Here is a 12735-nt window from a genome sequence, read left to right on the forward strand (position 1 = left end):
GATGAAAGAATATTTTAGATTCTGCTTTATGATGCTTTTGGTGCTAATGGCTTTTTCATGTAAGGAGAATGCCAAGCAAACACCGAATATCAAAACAGTGAAAGAGACCGCAAGTAAAAATGCAAAAGATATTCTCGGAAATCCGGAATACTTGGCCATATCCTATGGTGGATACAGGCATGTAGATCACGATATTGAGCCCACTTTGGATGAACTCAAAGAAGACATGAAGCTTTTGTCTGCCATGGGCATAAAAATCGTGCGCACCTACAAAGTGCACTTACCACAGGCAGCCAATTTATTGAAGGCCATTAGTGAATTGAAGCAAAAAGACCCAAGTTTTGAAATGTATGTTATGCTAGGCGCCTGGATCGATTGTAAAAATGCATGGACAGATCAAGAACCTGACCACAATGAGGAAAGCAAAGCCAATACTTGGCAGATTGAAGAAGCCGTTAGGTTGGCGAACGAATATCCCGATATCGTTAAGATAATCGCGGTAGGGAACGAAGCCATGGTCAAATGGGCGGCCAGTTATTATGTGCAACCTGCCGTGATCTTGAAATGGGTTACCCACCTTCAAAATCTAAAAAAAGAAGGTAAGTTACCCAAAAATCTATGGATTACCAGTTCGGACGATTTTTCCTCATGGGGCGGCGGCGGCTCAGAATACCACACAAAAGACCTTGAAAAATTGATCGGTGCGGTCGATTATATATCCATGCACACCTACCCCTATCACAATACCCATTATAATCCAGCTTTTTGGGGCGTACCGGAAAATGAAGAAAGCCTAACGGATATTGAAAAAATAGATGCGGCCATGCTACGTGCCCTACAGTTCGCAAAATCACAATACGATAGTGTTTCTGGATATATGAAAAGTTTGGGCGTGCAAAAACCCATTCATATCGGTGAAACCGGATGGGCTACGATGTCTGACGGATTCTATGGTCCTAGCGGTTCCAGGGCTACCGATGAATACAAACAAGGCTTGTATTATAAACATATGCGGGATTGGACCAACGCCAATGGTATTTCATGCTTTTATTTTGAAGGTTTTGATGAACAATGGAAAGATGCCGAAAATCCCATGGGATCGGAAAACCATTTCGGATTGATCAATTTAAAGAGTGAAGCAAAATTCCCCATATGGAATTTGGTTGATGCAGGTGTCTTTAATGGATTGACGCGAGACGGACGGCCAATAACAAAAACCTATAACGGCGATAAAGACGCCCTCATGAATGATGTTATGGTACCACCATTGGCCCGTGAAATCACAAAACCTGAATAACGCAACGACATTAAACCAATAATATACCATTAAAAGGGCAATTCAATAAAAAGTGGATTATGAGTAAAACATATTCATCCAATTATCTAAATGGCATTTTTATGCTCCTGATAATTTTTCTTGGCTCATGTTCCAGTGTCCCTAAAACTGAAAAAGTAACTGTTTCCGGGAGACAGATATTAGTAAATGGATCCCCATATTTAATTAAAGGAATCTGTTATCACCCTGTACCTAAAGGAAGTGAAAAAAGGGACCTTGGCAATTTAACCCAGGATATTGCCATAATGGAAGAAGCCGGTATTAATACAATAAGGATTTATGAGCCCATAGATGATGTCGTTGTGCTTGACCAATTAAAAACAGCTGGCATTAAAGTCATCATTGGTTTCGGGTATAACCAAAAGGGATTTTATGATATACGCTCCGGGTCTTTCATCGATTATGTAAATAAATATAAAGATCACGATGCCATATTATTCTGGGAGTTGGGAAATGAATACAACTACCACCCCGAATGGTTTAATGGTGATGTCAAGAACTGGTATTACGCAATGGACAATGCTGCCGAGCTTATCCATAAAAACGACCTTTCACATCCGGTTGCTACCGCCCATGGCGAATTACCCGATTCCTTAGCGTTGTCCCTATCTAAAAACATCGATGTTTGGGGTATGAACGTCTATCGTTTTGATGATCCCTCAGCTATTTTTTCCGAATGGAGTGCAATTAGCCCAAAACCCATGTATTTGTCCGAAGCTGGTGGGGACAGCTATATGACCATCACAAAAGATGGATATGAAGCGGGCAACAACCAAAAAGCACAGGCCGATGCCAATACGAGCATTTTAAACGCGGTCTTTAACAACACCGATATATGCTCAGGCGTAACCCTGTTCTCCTTTACGGATGGATGGTGGAAAGCAGGAAATCCGGAAACCCAAGATCCAGGTGGCTGGGCTCCGAATAGTACCGGCGTGCCCTATGACGGCACTCCCAATGAGGAATTTTGGGGTATGGTCGATATTGACAGGAAGAAAAAAGAAACCTTTTACGAAATAAAGAAAATCTATACGGGCCTAACCCACCCTAAACGAAAATAACAATTTTCATTGATAAATTATAAGTGCTTCACGATGATAAAAAATAGTTTCTACCTACTAACCCTACTTATCCTAGTTATGGTAAGTTGTAACGAAAAAGAAGAACAATTAACGGTAGAGGTATATGAAACCTCAGCTTCGGGCAACCAATTGAAGCGTATTACGGAATTTCCGGAAGTATGGAACCCCATACAGATAAAATTGAATCCCAATGAGCAATTTCAGACCATAACAGGTTTTGGGGGTGCTTTCACTGAATCTTCTGCCTACCTATTAAACAAGCTCGGCAAAGAGAATCGTAAAAAAATCATCGATGCCTATTTCAGTAAGGACGGAGCGAATTATTCCCTAACAAGAACCCATATGAATTCTTGTGATTTTTCATTGGACAATTACTCTTACAGTCCTGTCGAAGGAGATAAAGAATTGGAACACTTTTCTATAGAAGAAGATAAAGATGACCTTATCCCAATGATCAAGGATGCAATGGCCGCCTCTGAAGATGGATTTAAAATTTTCGCATCGCCATGGACGGCAGCTCCTTGGATGAAAGACAACAACAATTGGGTCGGTGGCAAATTGCTTCCCGAATATTATGATACTTGGGCATTGTTTTTTTCAAAATACGTTGACGCCTATAAAAATGAAGGGATTGATATTTGGGGTTTCACAGTAGAGAATGAACCTCTTGGCAATGGCAATAACTGGGAAAGCATGCATTTTAGCCCAAAAGAAATGACCGACTTCGTCGAGTACCATTTAGGACCTAAATTGGAAGCCGATGGAAAAGGGGATCTGAAAATTCTAGGATACGACCAAAATCGTGAACACCTAAAGGAATGGGTAGATGAAATGTTTCGAAATGAGGCAAGTTCAAAATATTTCGCAGGTACGGCCATACATTGGTATGCCAGCACCTTTGAAGTTTTTCCCGAAGAGTTGCAGTATGCACATAACAAAGCGCCCAATAAATATTTAATACAAGCAGAAGCTTGTGTTGATTCTGAAATCCCCGTATGGCAAGATGATAATTGGTACTGGTCCAAAGAAGCTACCGATTGGGGTTGGGACTGGGCACCTGAAAAAGATAAACACCTGCATCCAAAATATTCGCCCGTTAACCGCTATGCTAGGGATATAATCGGTTGCCTCAACAATAGGGTCGATGGCTGGGTAGATTGGAATATGGTACTTGACAAACAAGGGGGACCCAATTGGTTTAAAAACTGGTGCATTGCACCTGTAATCGTAGACCCTGAAGCCGATGAGGTTTATTTTACCCCACTCTTTTTCACGATGTCGCACTTTAGTAAATTCATTAGACCTAACGCCAAGGTAATTGGAGTTGACAACTCAGACAAGGACCTATTGGTTACTGCTGCGGAAAACCCCAATGGAAACATTTCGGTCGTGATATTTAATGAAACCGAAAAAGAAAAAAGTATCGGTTTACTATTAAATGGGAAATCCGTTGAATTCATTATAGCACCAAAAGCCATACAAACAATAGTAATACCTAAAAACCAATAAACATGTCAACAACGATCAATAAAGTCCCGTTCGGGCAAAAAGTAGCCTTCGGAATTGGTATGTTCGCCAACCAAATGTTTCCTGCTATTCTAGGGATTTTCATGGTTGTTTTAGTACAAGATTTAGGGTTTCCAGGTTGGATGTGGTCACTTATCTATTTTTTTCCCAGAATTTTTGACTCCATTACTGATCCTATCATGGGTTTTATTTCGGATAATACGAAATCAAAATGGGGAAGACGAAAACAGTATGTTCTTCTAGGCGGACTAATAATGGGGGTTGCCTTTATTTTTATGTGGCAACTCTATGCCGAAAATTCTTTACAATATAATTTTTGGTACTTTTTTATCTGGTCAATTATTTTCTACCTAGGACTAACCTTTTTTAGTGTTCCATATGTCGCTATGGGCTATGAAATGAGTGATGATTTTCACGAGCGTACTAACATCATGGCTATATCCCAATGGATCGGACAATGGGCTTGGGTAATTGCCCCTTGGTTTTGGGTTATCATGTACGATCCTGAATGGTTTTCTTCTGCCGATGTTGCTGTAAGAGAACTTTCGATTTGGGTTGCTATTGTTTGTGCAATTTGTGCCATGGTTCCTGCTTTTTTTATTAAAGGTGAATCTACCCTAGGAAATGACTATGAACCAATGAATTTATCCAATATTGGAAAAAGTTTAGGCAAAATACTCTACAGTTTTGTCGAAGCTTTTAAAATGAAACAATTTAGGAAACTTTGTGGTGCAACGTTTTTAATCTACAACGCATTTATGGCAGTATCTTCACTTACCTTGTTTGTCATTGTATACAAGCTATTTAATGGTGATGTAGAGGCTTCTGGAATTTGGGTTTCTTTGTTTGGCTGTTTAAGTGCTCTTGGAACCACTTTTATTGTAATTCCTATTGTTGCGAGAATGTCAAAAAAAATAGGTAAGAAAAAAGCCTTTATGCTCAGTCAAGGTATTTCTGTTATTGGATATGCGATGATGTATTTTCTTTTTGTTCCAGGTAAGCCGTGGATGTATATTATAGCTCTCCCATTTTTTTCATTCGGGATTGGTAGTTTATTTACCATTATGATGTCGATGACTGCAGATGTCATCGATATTGATGAACTCAATACCGGTAAACGTAGGGAAGGTATTTTCGGCGCAATTTACTGGTGGATGGTAAAAGTTGGTTTTGCTATCGCAGGCGCCTTAAGCGGAGTATTTATATCTATTGCAGGGTTTAATCCGGATTTAGTGACAACTGAACAGGAATCCGCTGTTGATATTTTACATGCATTTTTCTGCTTTTTCCCTGTACTAGGAACAATTGGCGCTATGCTGATTATGCGTAATTATGATATTACAGAAGAACGTGCCAATGAGATTAGGGCAAAATTGGAAAAGCGCAAAAAAGACCACCAAAGCCCACTATCCGTTGTAGATTAAATATACCAAAGGATATCTGTTATTGAAAAAGTACATTGGGAGTACAAGAATATTCATGAAGCCCTAGAATAGACAAACAATATTAATATAGCGTAGCGGACACCCATCCCGATAAACCTGTAGTGATTACCGAAGCGGGTTGTACAACTTTTTTCCAATGGAAAAGGTATATGTCCAACCAATGTTAGTGGGGAACATCAAATAGTTTAATACGATGACTTGGTTAAATGGTGTATCCGCCCGATATCCTAACAATTGTTTTTGAGGCTATCTATGAACGTTGGATAAGATCTCGTGAAGTACAAGAACTTGAGAAACATTGGGGACTGTTCAAGATAGACCGAACGCCTAAACTTGTTAAGGGCTTACTTTATTCAGATAAATAAAACCTTATATATTGTCCGAATTAAAGTAACCTCCCCTATTCTCTTTCTGTTCCAAGGATTGGCTTATAATCAAATGCGCTACGTTTACCATATTCCGTAATTCACAAAGCGTAGTGGTTATTTTGGATTCTTTATAAAATTCTTCAACCTCGTTATAAATCAAATCCAAACGGGTAATGGCCTTGTGCAACCTCTTGTTACTGCGAACTATACCTACATAATCGCGCATTAAGGCTTGCAATTCTTTTAGATTATGCTGTATTAAAATATGTTCCTTGGGGATACTGGTACCTTCATCGTTCCAATCGGGGATGCTCAATTGCCTCGACTCTTGCGAATCAACACTAAGGGCTTTGAAAATATTATGGGCATATACCAAGGCTTCCAAAAGTGAGTTCGATGCCAATCTATTGGCACCATGCAATCCTGTTTTTGAACATTCCCCACAGGCATATAAATTACTTATCGAGGTCTTTCCTTGCTTATCTACGACAATACCTCCACAAAGGTAGTGCGAAGCGGGAACGACAGGGATCCAATCTTTCTCGACATCGATATGGTACTCCTTGCATTTATCATAGATATTCGGAAAATGCTTTTTAAAAGCCACCATGTCCAAATGTGTGCAATCAAGAAAAACGTGCGAATCCCCACTTTTCTTCAACTCGTTATCTATACTTTGGGAAACAATGTCCCTAGAAGCCAATTCTGCCCTATCATCATAATCGGGCATAAATCTATACCCCGACTTATTACGTAGATATGCCCCGAATCCCCTTACAGCCTCAGAAATTAAAAAATAAGATCCGCCTTCCGGGTTATATAATGCCGTAGGATGAAATTGAATGAATTCCATATCCTTAATCTTTGCTTTCGCCCTGTAGGCCATCGCAATGCCATCGCCTGTAGCTATAATAGGATTGGTCGTATGCCCATATACCCTACCTATACCTCCTGAAGCCAGTAAGGTGTTATCGGCTTTTATCGTTAGTATTTCACCATTTTTTTGATTCAATACATAGGCACCATAGCAAGAGATGTCGTTATCGTTTTTGGAATTCAAATGGTGATCGGTTATCAAATCAATGGCAAAATGATGTGATAAAAGTTCTATATTAGGTAATTGGTGCACACGCTGCAAAAGAGCCCTTTCCACTTCATAGCCGGTAACATCTTTATGATGCACAACACGATATTCGGAATGGCCTCCTTCTTTGCCTAAATCAAAATCACCTTCCGAATTCAGGTCAAAATTGGCCTCCCATGCTATGAGTTCCTTTAACCTTTGTGGACCTTCTTTCACGACCATTTCAACCACTTCCCTATCGCAAAGTCCATCACCTGCGATCAGCGTATCCTGTATGTGTTTCTGAAAGGAATCCTCTTCCATATCCAAAACTACCGCTATACCTCCTTGGGCATATTTCGTATTAGATTCATCCTCATCGCCCTTAGTGACGATAATTACATTCCTATCAGGATGCTTTTCGGCCATTTTTACCGCAAAGGTTAAACCTGCCACACCTGATCCAATGACCAGAAAATTCTTTTCAACCATAATTCTAGGAAAGTTTCAACATGCGCTCTATAGGCAATAAAGCCCGCTCCCTTATAGATGTAGGTACATTTACCTCAGGAGATTCGTTTTTTAAGCAATCATGTAATTTTTGAAGCGTGTTCACTTTCATATAGGCACATTCACTACATGCACATGTATTGTCTTCTTGTACGGGTGCAGGAATAAGTTCGGCTTCAGGGACTTCCTGTTGCATTTTATGTAATATACCAACCTCTGTGGCCACAATGAATTTTTTCTTTGGATGCTTTTTAACAAAATCGATCATCCCCGCAGTGGAACCAATATAATTGGCTGTTTTCAAAATGTGTTCTTCAGATTCAGGATGTGCAATGATCAAAGCATCTGGATGTTTTTTATACAACTCCAATAATTTGTCTAGACTAAAAGCCTCGTGCACAACACAGCTGCCATCCCAAAGCACCATATCCCTGCCTGTTTCCTTTTGTATGTATTTGCCCAGATTTCTGTCCGGTGCGAATATAATGGGTTCATCCTTAGGTAAGGATTCCACTATTTTCAAGGCATTTGAAGAGGTACAAACAATATCTGTCAGAGCCTTGACTTCCGCCGAGCAATTGACATATGTAATTACGGTATGACCAGGGTGTTCCTTGATGAACGCTTCAAATTGATCTGGCGGACAAGAGTCTGCCAATGAGCAACCTGCATTTAGGTCTGGGAGTAATACCTGTTTCTCAGGATTCAGTATTTTGGCGGTTTCCGCCATAAAATGCACCCCTGCAAATACGATAACATCCGCATTGGTTTCAGCCGCCTTTTGGGACAAACCTAAACTATCACCGACATAATCGGCAATATCCTGAATTTCGGGATACTGATAATAATGCGCCAAAATCACCGCATTCTTTTCTTTCTTGAGTTTTTCAATTTCTTCCTTAAGGTTCATCACAAAAAATTAAAATACCAGCAAATTTAAACCGATCTACCCTATAAAAAGATGACATAGATCATACTTTGTCCTAATTGCACATCGGTATACCAAAAAAAAGGGGCCAAATGGCCCCTTTCATATTGTATGGTCTTTATGCCTTATTTGGCAACATTTACCGATCGTGTTTCCCTGATCACGGTTACCTTAACCTGTCCAGGATACGTCATATCGGTCTGTATTTTTTGGGAAATCTCAAAAGAAAGTTGCGCTGCCTTATCATCGCTCACTTTCTCACTTTCAACAATCACACGAAGTTCCCTACCTGCCTGTATTGCGTAGGCTTTTTGAACACCGTTAAAAGCAAAAGCTATTTCTTCCAAGTCCTTAAGACGTTGTATATACGAATCCAACACCTGGCGTCTGGCTCCTGGTCTGGCACCACTGATCGCATCGCAAACCTGAATGATAGGCGAGATCAATGTCTTCATTTCAATTTCATCATGGTGGGCTCCGATTGCGTTGCAAACATCTGGTTTTTCTCCATATTTCTCTGCCCATTGCATACCTAAAATGGCATGTGGTGTTTCTACCTCAGCTTCAGTATTCGGTACCTTACCTATATCATGTAGGAGTCCGGCCCTTTTCGCCAATTTAGGATTCAATCCTAATTCTGCCGCCATTACCCCACAAAGTTTGGCAACCTCCCTGGAGTGTTGCAATAGGTTTTGACCATAAGAGGAACGATATTTCATTCTACCTACTGCCTTTATCAATTCGGGATGTAGGCCATGGATACCTAAATCGATTACGGTTCGTTTCCCGATTTCTACGATTTCCTGTTCAATTTGTTTTTCGGTCTTACGAACGATTTCCTCTATACGTGCCGGATGGATCCTTCCATCAGTTACTAATTTATGTAACGACAATCTTGCTATTTCCCTTCTAACGGAATCAAAACAGGAAAGAATAATGGCTTCCGGTGTATCATCTACAATGATCTCTACGCCAGTGGCAGCTTCTATAGCGCGTATGTTACGTCCTTCACGACCAATTATACGACCTTTGACATCATCCGATTCCAAATTGAAAACGGACACACAGTTTTCCACTGCTTCTTCCGTACCGATCCGTTGTATGGTATTGATGACTATTTTCCGTGCTTCTTGTTGGGCCGTTAACTTGGCTTCTTCCAAGGTAGTTTGTAGATAAGCCATGGCATCTGTTTTGGCAGTCTCCTTCAATGACTCCATCAACTGGCTTTTCGCATCTTCGGCAGACAATCCTGAAATAACTTCCAGCTGCTGTACTTGGTTGCTATGCAACTTATCCAGCTCTTCCTGTTTTTTATTGAAGAATTCCTCCCTATGGGCCACATCCTTGATTTTTCTATCTAACTGCTCATTCAGTTTTCTATTCTTTGCAAGCTCATTGCTCACTTGGGACTCCTTATCCCTAGTACGCTTTTCGGCCTCGGCAATTTTTTTATCCTTGTTGATAATTACTTTTTCGTGCTCTGCCTTAAGCTCCAAGAACTTTTCCTTAGCCTGTAATATCTTATCTTTCTTAACGTTCTCCCCCTCAAGATTTGCCTCTTTAAGAATAGCATTAGCTTCCTTTTTAGCGTTGGAAATGGTCTTAGAGGCTCTCCCTTTTTCCATGATCTTCGCCACAATGAATCCTATGATGAGGCCTCCTAATGCAACTAATATAAGTGTGGTACTGTCCATAATTTAATAATTTAATGTAAAAAAAAACCCACATTGGGGAAGTTTTGTACAAACTCCAGAAAACAGGTTTAGGGCTAACAGACTGATCAAGGATCCTTATACTAGTAAGGCCTGCTTTTACAATCTAAACTCACCCTTTTTAAACAAATTAATGTTGAGTTTGTCAAAAGATAATACCAATGTGGGCAGTAACTTAATGCTATTTTAAAGAACTTATTTTATACCAAGCTTTGAGGATAACAGTTCATCCAACGCTTTTAATCGCGCCGTGGCTTCCTCGTTACCTTCAGATTGTTCTATACCGCGTTGTTCTATTTTAGAGGCAAACTGTAAAGCACACATTGCGAGTACGTCCTGTTTGTCCCTAACGGCATAATTCTGTTCAAATTTCTTTGCCAGTTGCTCAATATTCTTTGCTGCCTTACGTAACCCTTCTTCTTGGCTAGGGTCAATTGTCAAGGGGTACACCCTATCGGCAATTGAAAGTTTGATTTTGAGCCTTTCTGACATTCCAATTTTTAACGTTACTCAGCAAGTTGGGCTATACAATGGTCCAACTCCCTGATTAATGTATTTATCTTAAGCTTAGCTTCTGTTTTATTTGTATTACTGCCAAGCATCGAGTTTGCAAGCTTTAGCGAATTATATTTCTGTTCCCATTCGAAAACAGTTTTCTCGGTCAAATGCATTTGGTTCCTTGTGGAAACCAACTCCTCTTTCAACTTATCGTTAGTATGCTGTAACATCTGCAATTGATGTAACAACTTACTGATTTTGTTTTCCAAGGAATCAACAATTTTAACCAATTCACTCATAGACAATACTCAATGCGTATTACACAAAGTTAACATAGATATAAAGACTGGGCAATACTTTTTCAAAATAATCTTTAAGTAATACTTTAAATCCTGATATTAAGAGGCATAAAAGGTGAAACATTATGAATTCGCAAGAGTTTTTTGAAGAAGAAGGCGGTTAATTGTATACATCTGTTTAATTTTATCGCTTATTTGCGCTTTGCAATAACACATTCTTAAAATGTAAGTGCCGATTTAGGTCACTGCATGATCAACTAAAAAATAGTATGAGCAGAAGATTTCTTATATTTCTATTACTTTTTCCTTTGGCCATTTCTGCCCAAGATACCCGTTACCCACAAGACGAATTTCGTTCACCTTTGGACATTCCTTTAATACTGGCCGGTACTTTCGGAGAACTACGAAGCAATCACTTTCATTCCGGAATAGACATCAAGACCCAACAAAGACAAGGATTACCGGTATATGCAATAGGGGACGGTACCGTGACCCGCATCAAAGTCGCATTATGGGGATACGGAAAAGTGCTTTACGTTGCGCATCCCAACGGTTATACATCGGTGTATGGCCATTTGCAAAAATTCTCCCCTAAGATCGAGGAATACATTAAAAAGATCCAGTACAACAAAAAATCATATGAAGTAGAAGCTTTTCCCGAATACGGTGAAATCAAATTAGAGAAAGGCGAAATCATTGCCTATAGTGGAAATACCGGTGGTTCATCGGGACCTCATTTACATTTTGAAATCAGAAGCAGTATTTCTGAAAAACCCACAAACCCGCTTTTATATGGACTAGAGGTTAGGGATGCTACCAATCCCACCTTATTGGGCCTATACGGTTATCCGCTTTCCGAAAACGCACAATTAAACCAAAGTGCCACTAAAACCCAGATTAATTTTACAAAACAAAAAGATGGTTCTTTTCTTGCTGATAAAGTAACTGCCCTAGGAACCATTGGTTTTGGTTTTGTCGGTTTTGACCGCCAAGACCTGGCCGCGAACAAAAATGGTGTCTATTCGGTTCGGCAATTGGTAAACGGACAAGTTTATACCGATTATGACTTCGAAAGCTTCTCTTTTGCTGAAACACGTTATATAAACACCTTGATCGATTATGACCATTTTGGTAAATATCGACAACGTATTCAAAAATGTTTCAAGAGCCCCGGAAACCATTTAAGTATTTACAACACTTTGGTCAATGATGGTAAGATTAAAGTGAATGAAGGATTATCCTATACCGTTGAAATATTGATCTATGACCTGGAAGGTAATTTGACCAAATTGGTTATTCCCGTAGAGGGCAAAAAACAAATTTTAAAGATCAAGGACGAAACTCCTAAAACGGAGAACTACATAATTGCCAAACGCCCCAACAATTTTGACTTGGGAATAGCGAAAGTGTACTTCCCTGCCAATACTTTCTATGAGAATTTCTATATGGATCTAAAGGAAGGAACCGATACGGTAATGATTCATAATAATCGAGTACCGGCACATAAGAATTTCACCTTGACCTTTGATGTTACCAAATATACAGCTAAAGAACGAAAACAGCTTTTCATTGCCCGATTGGACAAGGATTTGAAACCTAGTTATACATCTACTTACAAAAGAGGCAACACATTCAGCACACGCACCCGCTATCTCGGCACGTACACCCTGGCAAAGGATACCATAGCCCCAACAATCAGGACAAAAAACTTTAAGAACAAACAATGGCTTACCAATTATAAATACCTGAGCCTGCTGATTTCAGATGATCTCAGCGGTATAGATACATATTCCGCAACTTTGAACGGGGAATGGATATTGATGGAGTACGAACCCAAAACAAGAACCCTTACTTATAACTTTGACGATAAGATTTTGGATAAAAAACAATGCTTGCTTAAGGTCAATGTTAAAGATAACGTAGGTAACAGTACCACTTACGAGGTCACCTTTTTTAGAAAATAACAC

The 12735-nt window shown here is 39.7% G+C and carries 10 protein-coding genes and 1 other RNA gene; 5 read left to right on the plus strand and 6 right to left on the minus strand.

Annotated features, from left to right (window positions below; translation table 11 throughout):
- Nucleotide 1 precedes the first annotated feature (1 nt).
- Genes GJ691_RS16145 through GJ691_RS16160 form a run of 4 tightly spaced genes read left to right on the plus strand, consistent with a single transcriptional unit; the run spans nucleotide 2 to nucleotide 5369 of the window.
- Nucleotides 2–1297 (plus strand): glycoside hydrolase family 17 protein, encoded by a 1296-nt coding sequence (locus GJ691_RS16145; RefSeq protein ID WP_154368762.1) that lies wholly within the window; start codon nucleotides 2–4, stop codon nucleotides 1295–1297.
- 59 nt (nucleotides 1298–1356) lie between these two features.
- On the plus strand, nucleotides 1357–2397 hold the full coding sequence (locus tag GJ691_RS16150) for a glycoside hydrolase 5 family protein (protein WP_246200209.1): 1041 nt from the start codon (nucleotides 1357–1359) through the stop codon (nucleotides 2395–2397).
- Between the two features lie 33 nt (nucleotides 2398–2430).
- Nucleotides 2431–3927 (plus strand): glycoside hydrolase family 30 protein, encoded by a 1497-nt coding sequence (locus GJ691_RS16155; protein ID WP_154368764.1) that lies wholly within the window; start codon nucleotides 2431–2433, stop codon nucleotides 3925–3927.
- Nucleotides 3928–3929: 2 nt separating this feature from the next.
- Nucleotides 3930–5369 carry an MFS transporter gene (locus GJ691_RS16160; RefSeq protein ID WP_154368766.1) on the plus strand — a complete coding sequence of 480 codons (1440 nt, stop codon included), beginning with the start codon at nucleotides 3930–3932 and terminating at the stop codon, nucleotides 5367–5369.
- Between the two features lie 390 nt (nucleotides 5370–5759).
- Here GJ691_RS16160 and nadB read toward each other — a convergent pair whose 3' ends face one another.
- The 6 genes from nadB to GJ691_RS16190 form a co-directional block, all read right to left on the minus strand.
- Complete coding sequence (gene nadB, locus GJ691_RS16165) at nucleotides 5760–7313, minus strand: L-aspartate oxidase (protein ID WP_154368768.1); 1554 nt, start codon at nucleotides 7311–7313, stop codon at nucleotides 5760–5762.
- Between the two features lie 4 nt (nucleotides 7314–7317).
- Nucleotides 7318–8241: a quinolinate synthase NadA gene (gene nadA, locus GJ691_RS16170; protein WP_154368770.1), complete on the minus strand. Its 924-nt coding sequence runs from the start codon at nucleotides 8239–8241 to the stop codon at nucleotides 7318–7320.
- A 143-nt stretch (nucleotides 8242–8384) separates the two neighbouring features.
- Entirely contained in the window at nucleotides 8385–9953 is a 1569-nt protein-coding gene (rny, locus tag GJ691_RS16175) for a ribonuclease Y (protein WP_154368773.1), read from the minus strand.
- 50 nt (nucleotides 9954–10003) lie between these two features.
- A non-coding RNA gene (gene ssrS / locus GJ691_RS16180) (6S RNA) lies at nucleotides 10004–10113 on the minus strand.
- A gap of 53 nt (nucleotides 10114–10166) precedes the next feature.
- The gene (locus tag GJ691_RS16185; RefSeq protein WP_154368775.1) at nucleotides 10167–10463 is read right to left on the minus strand and encodes a cell division protein ZapA; all 297 of its coding nucleotides are present in this window, start codon (nucleotides 10461–10463) and stop codon (nucleotides 10167–10169) included.
- A gap of 14 nt (nucleotides 10464–10477) precedes the next feature.
- Entirely contained in the window at nucleotides 10478–10768 is a 291-nt protein-coding gene (locus GJ691_RS16190; protein ID WP_154368777.1) for a hypothetical protein, read from the minus strand.
- 269 nt (nucleotides 10769–11037) lie between these two features.
- On the opposite strand from GJ691_RS16190, the gene GJ691_RS16195 reads away from it, so the two are divergent.
- The gene (locus tag GJ691_RS16195) at nucleotides 11038–12732 is read left to right on the plus strand and encodes a M23 family metallopeptidase (RefSeq protein ID WP_154368779.1); all 1695 of its coding nucleotides are present in this window, start codon (nucleotides 11038–11040) and stop codon (nucleotides 12730–12732) included.
- Nucleotides 12733–12735: the final 3 nt, after the last annotated feature.

This window comes from Maribacter luteus, from assembly GCF_009674825.1.
Lineage (GTDB): Bacteria > Bacteroidota > Bacteroidia > Flavobacteriales > Flavobacteriaceae > Maribacter_A > Maribacter_A luteus.

Bases quoted from the DNA above. Each gene is read 5' to 3' on its own strand.
- GJ691_RS16145 (WP_154368762.1), top strand. From the start codon at position 2: ATGAAAGAATATTTTAGATTCTGCTTTATGATGCTTTTGGTGCTAATG.
- GJ691_RS16150 (WP_246200209.1), top strand. From the start codon at position 1,357: ATGAGTAAAACATATTCATCCAATTATCTAAATGGCATTTTTATGCTC.
- GJ691_RS16155 (WP_154368764.1), top strand. From the start codon at position 2,431: ATGATAAAAAATAGTTTCTACCTACTAACCCTACTTATCCTAGTTATG.
- GJ691_RS16160 (WP_154368766.1), top strand. From the start codon at position 3,930: ATGTCAACAACGATCAATAAAGTCCCGTTCGGGCAAAAAGTAGCCTTC.
- nadB (WP_154368768.1), bottom strand. From the start codon at position 7,313: ATGGTTGAAAAGAATTTTCTGGTCATTGGATCAGGTGTGGCAGGTTTA.
- nadA (WP_154368770.1), bottom strand. From the start codon at position 8,241: ATGAACCTTAAGGAAGAAATTGAAAAACTCAAGAAAGAAAAGAATGCG.
- rny (WP_154368773.1), bottom strand. From the start codon at position 9,953: ATGGACAGTACCACACTTATATTAGTTGCATTAGGAGGCCTCATCATA.
- GJ691_RS16185 (WP_154368775.1), bottom strand. From the start codon at position 10,463: ATGTCAGAAAGGCTCAAAATCAAACTTTCAATTGCCGATAGGGTGTAC.
- GJ691_RS16190 (WP_154368777.1), bottom strand. From the start codon at position 10,768: ATGAGTGAATTGGTTAAAATTGTTGATTCCTTGGAAAACAAAATCAGT.
- GJ691_RS16195 (WP_154368779.1), top strand. From the start codon at position 11,038: ATGAGCAGAAGATTTCTTATATTTCTATTACTTTTTCCTTTGGCCATT.